Raw genomic sequence first — 17,617 nt, 5'->3', positions numbered from 1 at the left:
CTTTACTCCACTTCAAAAATTTTAACTGTCGCTTTAGTATTTTGGCTTGCGCTTACTTCATCTTCAATTCTTGAGGCTATTTTACTTAACTCATAATCACTAAGTTGTGCTTTTTGATTACTATTAACAACTAGTTTCTCTTTTTTAACTAATGTGGTTTTACTACTATTCATAATGTTATTCCTTTATCATTAAACTTATTTCACGAATTTTATCAATGTTATTCTAAATTAAATTGGCTTCTGCTAAATAAAGCAACCAGTTATAGCTAATGCATCTAGTAATAATTTTAGGGTAGCAATTAATTTATATCTTTAACATGCTGCAAAGGCCTTTTTGACTACAAGTAGTTGTAGTACCGTTTAGCCCAGCGATAATGCCCATATAATGCCCAAACTTAAAAGATTACACAAGACTTTAAAAGGTACTATAAGTAACTAAGTTTATGATTTACAAGTAAGTACCTCTTTTTACTGGTTGCATGTAATAATCGAGGCTTTTCGGACGGGGGTTCAAATTCCCCCAGCCCACCAATAACGGTTTTTAAATTCGTTTGTTTAAAAACCCTAAAAAACCCGCAACTTGAGCAGTCAAGCCGCGGGTTTTTTTATGGCTAAAATTATTGAATTTATTGTGCTTTGGTCTATCTTGCGAACCCCGAACCCCGAACCCCGAACCCCGAACCCCATACCACTAAAAGACTAGTCGCTTACTTGCCTATTTTTTGTATCATGAGTCAATGATTAACAGCAGGCATAGATATGGATATTTTTACAGCTGAACACATTTCCCCTTTAATTTCGCTGTTACTCATTTTACTGGCGGGGTTTACTTCGTTTGTATCGGCGGCTTTTGGTGCGGGCGGTGGTTTAATGCTGTTGGTGGTAATGGCGTCGGTGATGCCTATGGCGGTGGTGGTGCCGGTTCATGGTTTAGTGCAGTTGGGCTCTAATGCCAATCGGTTGTTGTTAAGTATTGCCCATCTTGATAAGCCGATGTTGTTGTATTTTACTCTGGGTGGATTAATTGGCCGGGGCTATCAAGCCAAGTAGTAAGCGATATTAACCTTGATAGCATGAAGCTGTTTGTGGCTTTATTTGTGATTTATTTATTGTGGGGAACAATTCCTGAATTTAATAAAGACTCACGATTAGGGCGCTTACTAGCGGGCTTAATAACCGCATTTATCTCGACTTTTGTCGGAGCAAGTGGGCCTTTGGTAGCGAGTTATTTACATATTAATCATTACGATAAGCTTAAATTTACCGCGACTTTTTCAAGTATTATGACCTTGCAGCATAGTTTAAAAGCCGTTGTTTATGCGGGGCTTGGCTTTAGCTTTTGGCAATGGTTGCCGTTAACACTAGCGATGATTTTAAGCGGAGCCATTGGCACATGGTTAGGGATTAAGTTACTTAAGCAGTTATCGGTGGCGCGTTTTAGGGTTATTTTTAAAGTTATTTTAACCCTGCTTGCCATACAGCTTGCATGGCAAGGGGTGAGTGTAATGTTTACTTAATAGCGGCTTTTATTGGTTTGTCGCCATCAAATACTTCAAATATGCAGCGATTGCTGCCTTGCTCTGTGGCAATAGTAAATAAAACATGGGCTACATTTTCACGGCTAATGATTGCTTTATCGCGATCTTTGGGACGTTCGGTAGAAATAAGTTTTGAGGCATTCTCATTTGTGAGTGAGCCTGGACGTACAATCGTATAATTGAGCCCGCTATTAATTAAATGCCTATCTGCCATATGCTTAGCTACTAAATAGGGTTTTAAATCGCTTTGAATTGCATCTGGATCGTCTGCGCCAATAGAGCTGACCATAATAAAGTGTTTTACACCTTGCTTTTTAGAATAAGTTGCCGCTCTTGTCGCTGCCCACAAATCAATAAGTACGGTTTTATCTGTGCCTGTACTTCCACCGGAACCTGCCGCAAAGATAACTTGGTCGCAGCCATTAATGGCATTTGAAAAGTCACCTTCTAAATCCTGTTCAACAATACTTAAAAATGGGCTATCTAAATCATGCAATTTGCTTTTGTCTCTTACAAGTGCAACAACATTTTGCTCATTTTCTAAAAGTAGTTTGGTAGCCATTTTACCAATTTGACCACTTGCGCCAATAATTAAAGTCTTACTCATAATTAATTCCTTCTCAATATAGTGTAAAGATTGTTCGTACAAACAGACCTTGGGGTAGGGAATTATTTTTAAAGGGTAAATGGGATATAAATGAGCTAATTTAAATAAACATATTAGTTAAAAAGTCATTACTTAACTGAGTATTAAAATTAGCTGCTTTAAAGGTGTTTTTTAGAACTTTTAGTCGATCCTTATACTTACTTCGGTTACATAGTTACGGTGGTATAAGCTAATACGTACATTGCGTTCTTGATAATTACAATAAAGGGTTTTGTAGGTATTATTACCTCTAAATTTTATTACGAATAAGGTCACGAACAATAAAACGGCCTGGGTGAATTGCTTGGCTCACACGCTCGCTTAGTGGGCGAGGTTCATTGTTTAAACTACTAATTAAGTGCTCGGCAGATAGCGGTGCACTGCATAATGCTCGCGCGCCAAAGCCGGTGAACATATGTAGGCCCTGTTGTGGCTTTTCTAACGGCTGATATTGATAGCGCTTGCCTAAACGTAAATTAGCAAATGCATGTATATAATCAGTTTGCTCCACCCATTCACCGGCCATAGGTAAGTGGTCAATAAAACTACAGCGAACAGCGGCTTTGGCTGAGCTAATATCGCCTAAGCTGGTGGCAAATTCAGTGTTGTTATAAAAACTCAGTAATTGCTCGCGGTTAGTGTGGTTGTCTTGCTCGGTCACTTCACGGCTTTTGCTATTTTTTTCAAAGGTGGCGCCCATACAATGGTGATCTAAATAAGCGGGAGTGAAATAGCCTTTGTGACACAACACGGTATTAAGTTTACGTGATTGCTCGCTTGCTTGAACATGTGACACTTGGCCGCGAACGCCAACAATGGGAAGTGTTTTGGTTTGCGTAAATGCATCACTGTGCTCACCAGTACAAATAATCACATCGCTAAAGGGGCCAAATGTTTGCTTTTGCGTGGTTAAGTACCAACCATCGGGTTGTTTATTAAATTGCTCAATATGGCAGTTAAATAGGCTTTCAAACGAATTTAATTGCTGTGCGGCATCTAACATTGCATAAACTAACTGCGGGGGATTAACCCAGCCGCCTTGTTCAAAAAACACTCCTGAGTAACCTGTTTTAACCCCAGCGATAGCATCACCCTCATCAGCAGTCACATTTCGCATTAGCTGCTCTGGCCACAGTTGTTTATCAGCGAGGTTTTGATGGCGATCTGCCAATGGCTGTTTTACTGCATGTTGCAGTACACCACACCACTGGTGATCAAACAAAAAGCCATTGTTGAGTAACTGATTATAAAGCCGCTTTGCGTATAAAAAACTGTGGGCAAATAATTCACTATGTGGGGAGTTTTTTGCTTGTAAGTGCGGATACACAGCCCCTTGCACATTGTGCGATGCACCCATTGCGGGTTTTTCATCTTGGCAAAATAAGTGGCTTTTTATCCCACGCTTTGCGAGGCTATAAAGGATGCAACTGCTCGCTATACCACCGCCAATAACAGCCACACTTGAAAGCGAAGAGGGGTGATGTTCAAAATAGGCGGGGGCTGATTGTTTTGGGTTGGCTTGAGCGAGTGTGCCAATTAGCATCTCACGCTTTCGGCCAAAGCCTTTGGCTTTTTGCATGCTAAAGCCTGCCTCGTTTAGTCCTCTGCGCACAAAGCCCGCAGCGGTAAACGTGGCTAATGTGGCATTGCATCTAGAAATATCAACCATGGCGTTAAATACACTCTGCTGCCACATATCGGGGTTTTTACTTGGCGCAAAGCCATCTAAAAACCACGCATCAACCAGCCCGCTTTGTGGGTAGCTCATGCTATTAATACATTCCAGTACGTCGTCAAAATAGAGGTCGAGTACTACACGACCATTGGCAAACTCTAACCGATGGCAGCCATTTAAATTAATCGGATAGTGGGCAACGAGCTGCTTGCTTAAATGGCTTAAACTAGGCCAAGCTTGCAAGGCTTGTTTTAAATCATTTACGCTAAGTGGATATTTTTCAAAAGAAATAAAATGTAATCGTTGCACTTTATTTGGCTGTTCATTTTGAACTTGTGAGCACTGTAAGTGGTCAGAAAACTGCAGCCATGCATTTAAAAAGTTAAGCCCAGTACCAAAACCGGTTTCGGCAATAACAAAGTGTTCACGGTCATGATTTTGTAACCGTGTATCTATACTGTTTTGTTGATAAAACACATAATGCGATTCGGCAAGGCCATCGTCATTAGAAAAATAAACATCGTCAAAGTCATTGGCAACCGGTGTGCCTAAGTCGTTAAAGTGTATATGGGCGTTTTTTATCATGACCAATTCAATTTATAGATAATTTTTTAATTATTTTACGTGTTTTCTTTGAAATAGTCTGGCGTTATTTATAAGCTGTAGCTTCAGAGTACAAGTGTACGCTAGAAAGCTGACCACTTAGATGATTAAATTCGCGTAAAATAGAACACAATTAAGTATTAAGCTAAGGGAATTACCCATGAGAAGAGCCGTAATAACAGGCATCGGTGTTGTATCAAGCATCGGCAATAATAAACAAGAAGTATTAGAGTCACTAAAAGCGGGTAAAAGTGGCATTGCTTTTAATCAAGAATTTGCTGATTACAAATTGCGTAGCAATGTATCAGGTAAAATTGATATTGATGTTAAAGAGCATGTCGATCGTAAAGCAATGCGCTTTATGGGCGATGCGGCGGCTTACTCTTATATTTCAATGGCGCAAGCGATTGAAGATGCGGGTCTTAGCGACGAGCAAGTATCAAACGAGCGTACTGGTTTATTAGTTGGCTCTGGCGGTGGCTCATCAAAATGGCAAGTAGAAGCGGCTGATATTCTTCGTGAAAAAGGCGTTAAGCGCGTTGGTCCTTACATGGTGCCACGTACTATGGCAAGTACCACCTCTGCATGTTTAGCAACACCGTTTAAAATTAAAGGTGTTAACTACTCTATAAGTTCTGCGTGTGCAACTTCTGCGCATTGTATTGGCCACGCGGTGGAACAAATTCAATTAGGCAAACAAGACGTTATTTTTGCAGGCGGCGGTGAAGAACTTCACTGGACGTTAGCAATGGAATTTGACGCTATGGGCGCGCTTTCTACTAAATACAACGACACACCTGAAAAAGCATCACGTACTTACGATGCAAACCGCGATGGTTTTGTAATTTCAGCTGGTGGCGGTATTGTGGTAGTTGAAGAACTTGAACATGCACTTGCTCGTGGCGCGCATATTTACGCTGAAATTACCGGTTACGGCGCAACCTCTGACGGTTACGACATGGTTGCCCCATCGGGCGAGGGTGCAGCACGTTGTATGCGTCAAGCTATGCAAAACGTTGACAGCATTGATTACTTAAATACCCACGGTACATCAACACCGGTAGGTGATGTTAAAGAGCTTGGCGCTATTCAAGAAGTATTTGGTGGTAATTCGCCAATGATCAGTGCCACTAAAGCAATGACAGGCCATGCACTAGGTGCGGCTGGTGTACACGAAGCTATCTTTTCATTATTAATGCTTGAGCACGGTTTTGTTGCGCCATCTATCAATATTGATGAGTTAGATGAACAAGCGGCAGGCTTGAATATTGTAACTGAAGCAAAAGACGTTGAACTAAACACGGTTATGTCTAATAGCTTTGGTTTTGGCGGTACCAATGCCACGCTAGTAATGAGCAAATACAAAGGTTAAGTTAACCTTTAACTATTTTAAAGCCGAGCAAAATGCTCGGCTTTTTCGTTTGTGCTAATAGGGGGTTGTTCGTTACAATAGCGCCTCATTTCGCCAAACGGACTCACAATGAAAATTCTTGCCGATCAAAATATGCCTTTAGTTGAGCAATTCTTTAAAGATATGGGTAAGGTTGAACGATTTGATGGCAGGCAATTAACCCCTGAACAACTTATCGACGTTGATGTACTGCTTACCCGCTCTGTTACTCAAGTTAACAGTGAACTATTAGCACAGGCGAACAAGTTAAGCTTTGTAGGTACCGCTACGATTGGTGTTGATCATATTGATACCGATTTACTCAACGCAAAAAATATTGATTTTACCAGTGCGCCTGGCTGTAATGCCATAGCCGTAGCTGAGTATGTAATAAGTAGCTTATTTGCATTAAGCCAAGAAAATGCCAGCCCGTTAAGCGGTAAAACAATCGGTATTGTGGGTGTAGGTAATATTGGCAGTTGCCTCGCGCAAAAATTAAAAGCGCTTAACGTTAATTTACTATTGTGCGACCCAATTAAGCATGAGCAAGGGCTATTAACCGAGCATGTTGAGCTTGATGAGTTACTAGCGCAGTCAGATATTGTCACTTTTCATGTGCCGTTAGTTAAAACGGGTAAGCACAAAACCTTACACATGCTTGATAAAACACGCTTAACTAAACTTAAATCTGGGCTGACTTTAATCAATGCTAGCCGAGGCGATGTGATTGATAACCAAGCCTTACTTGAAGTGATGGAAGCAGGAGCAGAGCTCGATTTAGTGCTGGATGTTTGGGAAAATGAACCTAACATTTTAACTGAATTACTTGAGCACGTGCGCTATGCCAGTGTTCACATTGCAGGGCATACCCTTGAGGGTAAAGCGCGAGGTACGAAAATGTTGTACCAGCGCTTATGTGAACTCAAAGGGGTGGAGGCAAATAAGTCACTCAGCGATTTTTTACCACCAGCAGCCATTGGACGCGTTACCCTTGCGCCAAGTTTTACTGAGGTAGACATCGCTCGCTTAGTGCACTTAACTTACGATGTTCGTCGCGATGATGGCATTTTACTGCGCCACCTAGCCGATGAGGGCTTTGACAGCTTACGAAAAAACTATCCAACCCGCCGTGAATTTAGCACTGTGATGGTTGAAGGTGATAGCACTGAGCTTGCCGTACTTGCCCAGCTTGGCTTTACCACAGCAAACTAATTTAATTAGCGCGGTTGTTTTAACCGTGCTTACAGAGGATGAAATATGTCGCAAAAATATAATGTTGCCGTACTCGGCGCTACCGGCCTTGTAGGTCGTCAAATCATTGAAACTCTAGAAGATCGTAAATTTCCGGTCGATCAGCTGTTTTTATTAGCAAGCAGCCGCAGTGCTGGCGAAGATATAAAGTTTCGTGGTGAGAGCATAGAAGTACGCGATGTTGAAGGCTTTGATTTTAGCCAAGCGCATATCGGCCTATTTTCTGCAGGTGGTAGTGTGTCTGAAAAGTACGCGCCAATTGCTGCAGACGCTGGCTGTATTGTTATTGATAACACCTCACATTTTAGAAATGACTTTGAAGTACCGCTGATTGTGCCAGAAGTGAATGCAGCGAGTTTAGCTGATTTTAGAAACCGCAATATAATCGCAAATCCTAATTGTTCAACTATTCAAATGATGCTTGCGCTTAAACCTATTTATGATGCCTACGGTATTGATCGTATTAACGTTTCAACCTACCAAGCAGTGTCGGGTGCAGGCAAAGAAGCGGTTGATGAACTAGCAAAACAAACAGCCAACTTAATGAATGCGCGCCCAATGGAAAACGACATTTTTCCTAAGCAAATTGCGTTTAATGTAATACCGCAAATCGATAGCTTTGAAGATAATGGCTACACACGCGAAGAAATGAAAATGGTAAACGAAACGCATAAAATTTTAGGCGATACGAGCATAGCAGTAAACCCGACTTGTGTTCGTGTACCGGTGTTTTTCGGTCATTCTGAGTCAATTAATATAGAAACGCGTATGCCTTATGACTTTGAGCATGTTAAGCAATTATTGAGCGATGCACCGGGTGTTGAGCTAATTGATGATGCGGGTGATTATCCAACGGCTGTCTCAGATGCCAGTGGTAACGACACTGTTTACATTGGCCGTTTACGTGCCGATATTTCACACCCACATGGATTAAATATGTGGGTAGTAAGTGATAACACCCGTAAAGGGGCTGCAACCAACAGTGTGCAAATAGCAGAAGAACTCATTGCTAATTACATGTAATTAGCCTGAAGATAGTGATAATCCAATAAACGGCAAACCTAAGTGGTTTGCCGTTTTTTTGTGCTTTAATTGCCATTTTTTTGCCACTTATAACCAACAGCTGTGTAAACACTTTGATAAACAACATAAAATTATTTTTATCTAGATGTTTAAGGTATTTATTTTCAATGCGTTGCGATGGATATTATGGCTTAACTGGTTTATAGTTTGTAACTGGAATAGAGCTTGCAATAAAAATAGATTGTAATAAAAATGTGCGTTAGCCACGTGGCTAACAACGGCAAGAATAATCAATGTTTAAGCGCCAATTTAAAGCGCTGTGTTAACATTTAAACATTAAAGGATCAGCATGCGCGGTTTCGTTTCACTTATTATATTAGCGTCTGCACTGATGGTAACGACTGTTTACTCTCAAGACAGTACCCAATTAAGAGGGCCTAAAGGCGCAGATTACGGCGCACAGGGGCGTTCTATTGGACCAATAAAACCAACCGATACACTTTGGCGCATTGCCGTTAAGGTTCGTCCTGATAATTCAGTTAGCATTTACCAAGTTATGCAGGCCTTGTATAACAAAAACCCCAACTCATTTTTAGAACAAAATTTAAATCATATGCGAAGCGGTTCTTATTTAAAGATACCTACTTTGGCAGAAATCAGACGAGTAAACCCACAATTAGCTAAGCAGCGTTCTGAGCAAGATGATGACCTGTGGGAAAAAAAGAAAAATGGCACGTTAACGCAAGCAGAAATTAACTCAGCACAAACACAAGTAACGCAAGCTCGCAAAGCTGATGTTGATGAAGCAAAAAAAGAATTACAACAAGAATTAAAAGCGATAAAAACAGATCAAGGTAATAAATTAGTTGAGCTTCAGCAGCAGTTTAAAAGTTCAGTAGGTAACGTAGAAGAGATTTTAGTTGAAAACAACAATCTTAAAAAACAGCTTACAGGTATTTCAAACGAGTTAGAAAACGTTCGCTTACAGCTTGGTCAAGACAGTGAAATACAGCAACAATTAAAAGAATTAATCCTTAAGCAAAATGAGATTATTGCACAGCAAAAATTAAAAGAGGTAGAGCAAGAGAGTGAATTTAGCTTTGCCGCATTACTTTCGAACCCTCTGGTGCTGATTTTATTAATGACTATTCCGGCTTTATTGATCATTTTTGCCGTTGTTATGTGGTTGCGCAAGCGTAGTAATAATCAAGAGCCTGAAAGTGACGATGATGAGTTTATTCCTCAAGCTCCAGCATTTACTGATCCAATAAATGAAGAGCCAGAGCCCATTCTTGAAGAAGAAGCGCCAGCTCCCGATCCGCTTGATGATATAAGCGTGCAATTAGATGACAACATGGATGACGTGTTACTCGATGATGATGTGGCATTTAATGATGATCTCGATGATGACAGTCTACTAGATCAAGATGAGTTAGAAAGCTTACTCAATGATGATGTTGTTTTTGAAGACGAAAATACTGAAGACGATGAACTTGATGTTTTCATGCAACAGGACTTTGATAGTTCCGATGGCGATGATACAGGTGATGCTATCGACCTTGATGAGTCAGATGACATTTTAAGTTCGGATGACTTAGATAGCTTGTTTGACGAAGAAGATGACGATGCTCTGCCAGATGAACCTAAAGGTGAATCGAATGATGATATGGCAGCACTTAGTGAAGAACTTGCTGAAGAGGGCGAAGACTTTAACATTGACGACTTGCTTGATGAGAATAATGAACAAGCAGATGATGTAACAGCACAAGCTGATGATGACGATGAGTTTGATATAGACAGTTTACTCGATGCTGAGCAACCAGCAGCTGAAGCTCAAAGCGAAGAACCTGATATCGATAGTCTAGTTGAAGAAGATAACGAGTTTGATATTGACGACCTGCTTGATGCTGAGCAACCGGAGGCTGAGACTCAAAGCAAAGAGCCTGATATCGACAGTTTAGGAGAAGAAGGCGATGAGTTTGATATTGACGACTTGCTCGATGCCGAGCAATCGGCTACTGAAACTCAAAGCGAAGAGCCAGACATCGACAGCCTAGTTGAAGAAGACGATGAAGTTGATATTGACCAATTGCTCGATGCTGAGCAACCAACTACTGAAGCTCAAACTGAAGAGCCAGACATAGACAGCTTAGTTGATGAAGACGATGAAGTTGATATTGATGAATTGCTCGATGCCGAGCAACCGGATACTGAAACTGCAACGCAAGAGGCAGATATCGACAGCCTAGTTGATGAAGACGATGAAGTTGATATTGATGATTTGCTCGATGCCGAGCAACCAGCTACTGAAACTCAAAGCGAAGAGCCAGACATCGACAGCTTAGTTGAAGAAGACGATGAAGTTGATATTGATGAATTGCTCGATGCTGAGCAACCAGCTACTGAGGCTCAAATTGAAGAGCCTGATATCGATAGCCTAGTTGATGAAGACGATGAAGTTGATATTGACCAATTGCTTGATGCAGAACAACCTGAAAGTGATGTTCATGATTCTGAAATAGATCATGCATTGGCGGACTCAATCGAAGATTTAACTGACGCGCAAGAAGAGTTAAATAGTGAAGATGTAGAATCTATCGCTTCATCTTTTGCTGAGCCAGAGGTTGCAGCTGAGCCAGAAATTGCAACAGAGCCAGAAGTTGAAGCTGAGCCAGAGGTTGCAGCTGAGCCAGAAGTTGAAGCTGAGCCAGAAGTTGCAGCAGAGCCAGAAGTTGCAGCAAAGCCTGAACTTGAAGCAGAGCCTGAAATTGAAGTAGAGTCAGAGCTTGAAGTTGAGCCTGAACCTGAAGCTGAGCCTGAAATTGAAGGTGAGCCAGAAGTTGCAGCTGAGCCAGAAGTTGAAGCTGAGCCAGAAGTTGCAGCTGAGCCAGAAGTTGCAGCTGAGCCAGAAGTTGCAGCTGAGCCAGAAGTTGCAGCTGAGCCAGAAGTTGAAGCTGAGCCAGAAGTTGAAGCTGAGCCAGAAGTTGCAGTAGAGCCTGAACCTGAAGCTGAGCCAGAACTTGAAGCTGAGCCAGAGGTTGCAGCTGATCCAGAAATTGAAGCTGATCCAGAAATTGCAGCAGAGCCTGAAATTGCAGCTGAGCCAGAAGTTGCAGCTGAGCCAGAGGTTGCAGCTGATCCAGAAATTGAAGCTGAGTCAGAAATTGCAGTAGAGCCAGAAGTTGCAGCTGAGCCAGAAGTTACAGTAGAGCCTGAACTTGAATCAGAACCAGAGCTTAAAGCAGAGTCTGAACTTGATGTTGGATCAGAAGGTGATTTTACCGATACGTCTTCTAATTTACTCGATCCAGAAGACGCGCTTGATGAGTACAACAATGAAAACCTTGATAGCGTTGATGATTTACTGAGTGAGTTAGAACAAACAAGTGATGATTATGTAGAAACACCTGATTGGTCAGTCGATGGCTTAGACGAGCAACCTGAACCAGAAGCTGAGCCTGAACTTGAAGCAGAGCCTGAACTTGAAGCCGAACCTCAGCTTGAAGCAGAGCCTGAGCTTGAAGCAGAGTCTGAACTTGAAGCAGAACCTGAGATTGAAGTAGAGCCTGAACCTGAAGCAGAGCCAGAACTTGAAGCAGAGCCAGAACTTGAAGTAGAACCAGAGCTTGAAGCTGAGCCAGAAGTTGAAGCAGAGCCAGAACTTGAAGTAGAACCAGAGCTTGAAGCTGAGCCAGAAGTTGAAGCTGAGCCAGAAGTTGAAGTAGAGCCTGAACTTGCAGCAGAGTCTGAATTTGAAGCAGAGTCTGAACTTGAAGCAGAGTCTGAACTTGAAGCAGAGTCTGAACTTGAAGCAGAACCAGAGCTTGAAGCAGAACCAGAACTTGAAGTAGAGCCTGAACCTGAAGTAGAGCCAGAACTTGAAGCTGAGCCAGAACTTGAAGTAGAGCCTGAGCCTGAAGCAGAGCCTGAGCTTGAAGCAGAGTCTGAACTTGAAGCAGAGCCTGAGCTTGAAGCAGAACCAGAGCTTGAAGCAGAACCAGAACTTGAAGTAGAGCCTGAACCTGAAGTAGAGCCAGAACTTGAAGCTGAGCCTGAACTTGAAGCAGAGCCAGAGCTTGAAGCAGAACCAGAACTTGAAGCTGAGCCAGAGCTTGAAGCAGAGCTTGAAGTTGAACCAGAGCTCGATGTTGGATCAGAAGATGATTTTACCGATACGTCTTCTACTTTACTCGACCCAGAAGATGCACTTGACGAATACAATGATGAAAACTTCAAAAGTGTTGATGACCTTTTAAGCGAGCTTGAGCAAACAGGCGATGAAGATGAACAAGTACCTGATTGGTCAATTGATGACTTAGACGATGATCTCGATGAAGAAGAAATTGATTTAGGCGATGACCCGCTTGCTGGCGATATCCAGAGCAACGATTTATCGACAGAAGACGATGAGCTATATGAGCCTGAAATAATCACCCCAAGTGAAGAGCTTGAGGAGTATCCTGAGTTAGAGTTTGATGATGAACTGCCTTTATCAGATGAGGAGCAACAATCACTAACTCCAGAAGAGCTACAAGGTGATAATTTAGATGGCGATGCTACAGGTATGTCACCTAGTCAGGCAGAGCAAGATCTCGCTAATGCTTTATCAGCAGGTAACGACCTCGATAGCCTAGAAGATGATTTTGATGATGAGCTATTACTTAATACTGAGTTTTCAGAGTTAGATATAGAGCAAGCTCTAGATAATGAAGTTTCAGAGTCTACAGACCTGATTGAACAAACTGACGATGAGCAGGCTGTTAGCACTAACGATGATTTTGATGATGATCAACTTGATGCGTTAACAGAGTCAGCAGAATTTACCGATGAGCAAACAAATGCTGATCGTGAAGCTGATTTAACGCAAACCTCAGTACCATCAGAGTCAGAAATGATTTCAGATGATGAGCTAGATGACGAGTTCATGGCTGATTTAACACAAACAGATTTTGATTCATTATTGAATGAGTTGGCTGAACCTGATGATGTTGATTTAAGCGACAGCAGTGAGTTTGATGTTGATTTTAATAGTTTACTTAACGAAGATTTAGCTGACGATAAAGCACCATCGTTGCAAGCACCCATTGAGCAACCTGGAGTTACTGAGCCATTAGAACAAGATGACTTTGTTGATATTGACGCATTACTAGAGCAAAGTGATGAAGCGGATATAGATCATGAACCTTACACCGACGTCGATATGGATGTTGGTTTGGGTGACTATGATTCATTACTTGCTGGTGATAATCCTATGGATGTTGATACGCAAAGTGGCGGTTATTCGGCCAAGCTTGACCTTGCTCACGCATATATAGAAATTGATGATGCTGACTCGGCAGTTAAAATCTTAGATGAGATTATTAATAATGGCCCAGACGATGTGCAAGAAGAAGCACAAAATCTAAAAGCTAAGCTGAAAAACTAACAATAGCTAATCCTGGAAAGGATAATTAAGCACTAAAACCCGTTATTGGCTAACACTAATAACGGGTTTTTTGTATCGCATAGTTAGGAACCTTAGTTCGCTGCTTTTATTGGAACGCCATATAGCATAAAATGCAGCGTCGATTAGCACAGTAGGTAAAGCAGTAATTATGCGAGTAGCACTTGGAGTAGAATACAACGGCGCGCGTTACAGTGGTTGGCAGCGTCAATCTCATGTAAATAGCGTACAACAAGAAGTAGAAAAAGCGTTGTCGCGCATTTGTAATCATCCGGTTGAAATTGTATGTGCAGGGCGCACCGATGCCGGCGTGCATGGCACTGGTCAAGTTGTGCATTTTGATACCCATGCTGAGCGTGAAATGGTGGCCTTTACATTAGGCATGAATACCTTATTACCAAAAGACATTGCTATTCGTTTTGCCCAGCCAGTGGTTGAAGACTTTCATGCTCGTTTTAGTGCAACTGCTCGTCGTTATCGTTATGTTATTTATAATTATGCATTTCGTGGTGCGGTATTAAATGAAGGTGTTACCCATTTTCATCATCCTTTAGATGAAGTGAAAATGCAGCAGGCTTGCCAATATTTATTAGGTGAGCACGATTTCACCTCGTTTAGAGCGCTTCACTGCCAAGCTAATACGGCAACGCGAACGATTCATCATTTATCGGTACAGCGCCAAGGTGCTTATGTCATTATTGATATTAAAGCCAATGCGTTTTTGCATCATATGGTACGTAATATTACCGGGTGTTTAATGGATATCGGTTTACATAAACATGAACCAATTTGGTTAAAAGAGCTGTTAGATGTTAAAGAGCGGGCCAAAGCGAGCGCCACAGCAAAAGCGGCGGGTTTATATTTAGTAGATGTTGATTACCCAGAACACTTTAATATTCCTAGAACGCCGTTGGGGCCATTGTTTTTAGCCGATACCGATATTTAAAAGGTAATCAGGTGGTTATTTTTATACGCTATTATTCGTAGTGCTAACTACTAAGACCAGTTTTTTATACCGTGATAGCGTAATTCATGTTTTAATTGGAAAAATTTGTTTGCATGGTTAACATGTAGACTCGCGACACAGAACAGCATTAAGAGAGTTGCAAATGAGTTGGCTAGAAAAAATCTTACCAAAAACGACTAAATCTTCAGGTCGTAAAGAAATTCCAGAAGGTGTATGGGCTAAATGTACGTCATGTGATTCAATTTTATATAAAGCAGAATTAGAAAAATCACTAAATGTATGCCCTAAGTGCGACCATCATATGCGTGTTAGTGGTCGTAAGCGTCTTGAACAATTTTTAGATGACGGTGACCGTCATGAATTAGGCGCTCAACACGAACCCAAAGATGTGCTTAAATTTAGAGACTCTAAAAAATACTCAGATCGTATTAATGCAGCTCAAAAGTCAAGCGGTGAAAAAGACGCACTGGTTGCAATGAAAGGAAACCTAAAAGGTATTCCTGTTGCTGCAGTTGCATTTGAATTCTCATTTATGGGTGGCTCAATGGCATCGGTTGTAGGTGCTCGCTTTGTTGATGCGGTTGACCAATGTTTAGAGCATAATATGCCGCTGATTTGTTTTTCTGCATCGGGCGGTGCACGTATGCAAGAAGCCCTAATGTCACTTATGCAAATGGCTAAAACCAGTGCTGCATTGGCTAAAATGACCGAAAAAGGCCTACCGTTCATCTCGGTAATGACTGACCCAACAATGGGTGGCGTATCAGCATCATTGGCAATGCTTGGTGATATTAATGTTGCAGAGCCAAAAGCATTGATTGGTTTTGCCGGTCCGCGTGTTATCGAACAAACCGTGCGTGAAACACTGCCAGAGGGTTTCCAACGTAGTGAGTTTTTATTAGAGCACGGCGCAATCGACATGATTATTGACCGTCGAGAAATGCGCGATACGCTAGCACGTATCCTAGCAAAATTTATGAACTTGCCTTCTACGGAACAAGAGCATAGAGTAGCGTAAATTTCAGCTTTACTGATTACATGCTATGACAAAAACAATTCCTAGCCAATCATCAAGCCTTGATGATTGGCTTTGTTATTTAGAGAGTGTTCACCCTGCCAATATAGAAATGGGCTTAGAACGCGTTGCTCGTATTGCTAACAACATAGGGCTTTTAACCTCCTCAACTAAAATCATTCTTATTGCAGGTACCAATGGCAAAGGAACAACAGCACGTTGTTTAGAGTCATTATTATTAGCCCAGGGTCATTGTGTTGGTACTTATGCTTCTCCTCATTTAGTTCGCTACAACGAACGTGTACGCGTTAATGGCGCTGAGCTTGACGATCAATACCATGTCGATGCGTTTAATTTACTAGAGCAAGGGCGTGGAGACACACCATTAACCTATTTTGAATATGGCACCTTAGGCGCGTTAGCAATATTCAAGCGTTTAGAGGTTGATTACGTGCTATTAGAGGTCGGTTTAGGCGGGCGTTTTGACGCGACCAATATTGTTACCCCTTTTGCTAGTGTGATCACCACCATCGATTTAGATCATAAAGAATACTTAGGCGATACCCGTGAGTTGGTGGCTTATGACAAGGCGGGAATTTTTAGAGAGAGTACTCCGGCAATTATTGGGGATTTAAATATTCCGCATACAATGACCGATTATGGCAAAGAAATTAACGCTAATATGGTGCTATCGGGTAGCGACTTTATTTTTAAAGAGTATGCGCAGAGTTTTAGTTGGCAATTTAAAGCACATAAACTCGAGTTACCTAAACCGGCCATCCCGTGTCAAAATGTGGCCACTGCGTTAACGACCTTGTCGGTGCTAGATTTATTACCAAGTGATGAAGTGATAACTCAGTGCATAGCTAACTTAGTAGTAGAAGGGCGCTTTCAACAATTAAGTGAGTCACCATTAGTGTATACCGATGTGGCACATAACCCTGAATCGGCACGTTATTTAGCAACTAAGTTAGCAAGCTATAAAGATAAAGGCTTTAAAATTCATGCATTAGCCGCTATGCTTGCTGATAAAGATAAAGTCGGTGTGCTTAAAGAAGTGGCTGATGTAGTCGATGAATGGTCTTTAGCGAGCTTAGACGGCCCGCGAGGGGATAGTGCCGCTCATCTTCAACAGGCGCTTTCAAGTATACCCAATAGTCATTTTAAACAGAGTTATAGCAACGTAGAGGTAGCATTGGATGCTATTTTGCCAAGCCAGCCAAGCAATACACTATTGATTATATTTGGCTCATTTTTTACCGTGGCTGGCGCTATTCATTACTTTAAAAAATAGAGAGGATGTCGGTGAACTCAGGTTTTATTAATCGCTTAGTCGGTACAAGTATTGTGGTGATCGCAGCAATTGTGTTTATTCCCAATATACTCGATGGTGAAAAAGTGCACTATAAAGAAGGCTTTAAAGCGATTCCAGAACGCTCTGAGTTCAAGACCATTGATTTACAAGAATCAATTGATCAGCAAGTTGCAAATGCAGAACCATTAAAAGAGGATGAAATTGAAGATATTCAGCCTGATGATGCTGCATTTGAGCAACAAAACAGCTCTGCTGAAACTGACGTTACTGCACAGCCAGCAATGGTTGAAGCAGTTATAGCCGATACAAAACAAGGCACAGTCACTACTGGGCAAAATAACGCTACGCGTAATACTAATGAAAACTTAACAAGTATGGCGTATGTCATTCAGCTTGGTAGTTTTTCTCATGCGGCAAATGTAAAAGCGTTGCAGGCAAAGCTAAAAACGAAAGGTTTTAAAAGCTTTACTAGGCCAATTAAAACGCCAAATGGTACGTTAACTAAAGTATTTGTAGGGCCGTCATTAAGTAAAAATGAGCTGCAGTCTCAGCTTCCTGCACTGAAAGAGCTAACTAAACTAAACGGTAAAGTTACTCAATTTGAAGTGGCAAAATAACTTAGTCGCTAATAGGTGAGTGTGCTCATAACTTAATATTGCACATTTACTTAACTTATACTCCATAAGTTAAGACTAGATCTCCACCTACTTCTAGCCTGTATATTTCACGTTATTTTTTATCTAAAAACT

At 41.5% G+C, this 17,617-nt stretch carries 11 protein-coding genes and 1 pseudogene; 9 read left to right on the top strand and 3 right to left on the bottom strand.

What is annotated here, in order from left to right:
- Positions 1–2: 2 nt before the first annotated feature.
- Positions 3–173, bottom strand: coding sequence for a hypothetical protein (locus AB8618_RS10965; protein ID WP_409423556.1), 171 nt, complete (start codon positions 171–173; stop codon positions 3–5).
- Between the two features lie 588 nt (positions 174–761).
- Here AB8618_RS10965 and AB8618_RS10960 point away from each other — a divergent pair.
- Positions 762–1,519: pseudogene (locus AB8618_RS10960) on the top strand (sulfite exporter TauE/SafE family protein).
- Here AB8618_RS10960 and AB8618_RS10955 read toward each other — a convergent pair.
- Positions 1,512–2,147, bottom strand: a complete 636-nt coding sequence (locus AB8618_RS10955; RefSeq protein WP_413402711.1) for an SDR family oxidoreductase — start codon at positions 2,145–2,147, stop codon at positions 1,512–1,514. The pseudogene AB8618_RS10960 and the gene AB8618_RS10955 overlap by 8 nt on opposite strands.
- 289 nt (positions 2,148–2,436) lie before the next feature.
- Complete coding sequence (gene mnmC / locus AB8618_RS10950) at positions 2,437–4,446, bottom strand: bifunctional tRNA (5-methylaminomethyl-2-thiouridine)(34)-methyltransferase MnmD/FAD-dependent 5-carboxymethylaminomethyl-2-thiouridine(34) oxidoreductase MnmC (protein ID WP_413402709.1); 2,010 nt, start codon at positions 4,444–4,446, stop codon at positions 2,437–2,439.
- Positions 4,447–4,624: 178 nt separating this feature from the next.
- Between mnmC and fabB the strand changes: the two genes are divergently transcribed.
- From fabB to AB8618_RS10910, 8 genes are all read left to right on the top strand, one after another.
- Positions 4,625–5,836: a beta-ketoacyl-ACP synthase I gene (gene fabB / locus AB8618_RS10945; RefSeq protein WP_010388041.1), complete on the top strand. Its 1,212-nt coding sequence runs from the start codon at positions 4,625–4,627 to the stop codon at positions 5,834–5,836.
- Positions 5,837–5,944: 108 nt separating this feature from the next.
- On the top strand, positions 5,945–7,066 hold the full coding sequence (locus tag AB8618_RS10940; RefSeq protein WP_413402707.1) for a 4-phosphoerythronate dehydrogenase: 1,122 nt from the start codon (positions 5,945–5,947) through the stop codon (positions 7,064–7,066).
- A 45-nt stretch (positions 7,067–7,111) separates the two neighbouring features.
- Positions 7,112–8,128, top strand: a complete 1,017-nt coding sequence (locus tag AB8618_RS10935) for an aspartate-semialdehyde dehydrogenase (protein ID WP_076919196.1) — start codon at positions 7,112–7,114, stop codon at positions 8,126–8,128.
- 349 nt (positions 8,129–8,477) lie between these two features.
- A complete protein-coding gene (locus AB8618_RS10930; RefSeq protein WP_413402705.1) occupies positions 8,478–13,553 on the top strand; it encodes a FimV/HubP family polar landmark protein in 5,076 nt (1,691 codons plus the stop codon).
- A gap of 169 nt (positions 13,554–13,722) precedes the next feature.
- Complete coding sequence (truA, locus tag AB8618_RS10925; protein ID WP_008111070.1) at positions 13,723–14,517, top strand: tRNA pseudouridine(38-40) synthase TruA; 795 nt, start codon at positions 13,723–13,725, stop codon at positions 14,515–14,517.
- A gap of 163 nt (positions 14,518–14,680) precedes the next feature.
- The gene (gene accD, locus AB8618_RS10920; RefSeq protein ID WP_008111068.1) at positions 14,681–15,556 is read left to right on the top strand and encodes an acetyl-CoA carboxylase, carboxyltransferase subunit beta; all 876 of its coding nucleotides are present in this window, start codon (positions 14,681–14,683) and stop codon (positions 15,554–15,556) included.
- A gap of 25 nt (positions 15,557–15,581) precedes the next feature.
- Positions 15,582–16,847, top strand: a complete 1,266-nt coding sequence (folC, locus tag AB8618_RS10915) for a bifunctional tetrahydrofolate synthase/dihydrofolate synthase (protein ID WP_413402702.1) — start codon at positions 15,582–15,584, stop codon at positions 16,845–16,847.
- An 11-nt stretch (positions 16,848–16,858) separates the two neighbouring features.
- On the top strand, positions 16,859–17,485 hold the full coding sequence (locus AB8618_RS10910) for an SPOR domain-containing protein (RefSeq protein ID WP_413402700.1): 627 nt from the start codon (positions 16,859–16,861) through the stop codon (positions 17,483–17,485).
- Positions 17,486–17,617: the final 132 nt, after the last annotated feature.

The sequence above is a fragment of the Pseudoalteromonas sp. RW-H-Ap-1 genome, from assembly GCF_048318575.1.
Lineage (GTDB): Bacteria > Pseudomonadota > Gammaproteobacteria > Enterobacterales > Alteromonadaceae > Pseudoalteromonas.
The sequence above is the reverse complement of the archived record's forward strand: the minus strand, read 5'-3'. Positions and strand labels throughout refer to the sequence as shown.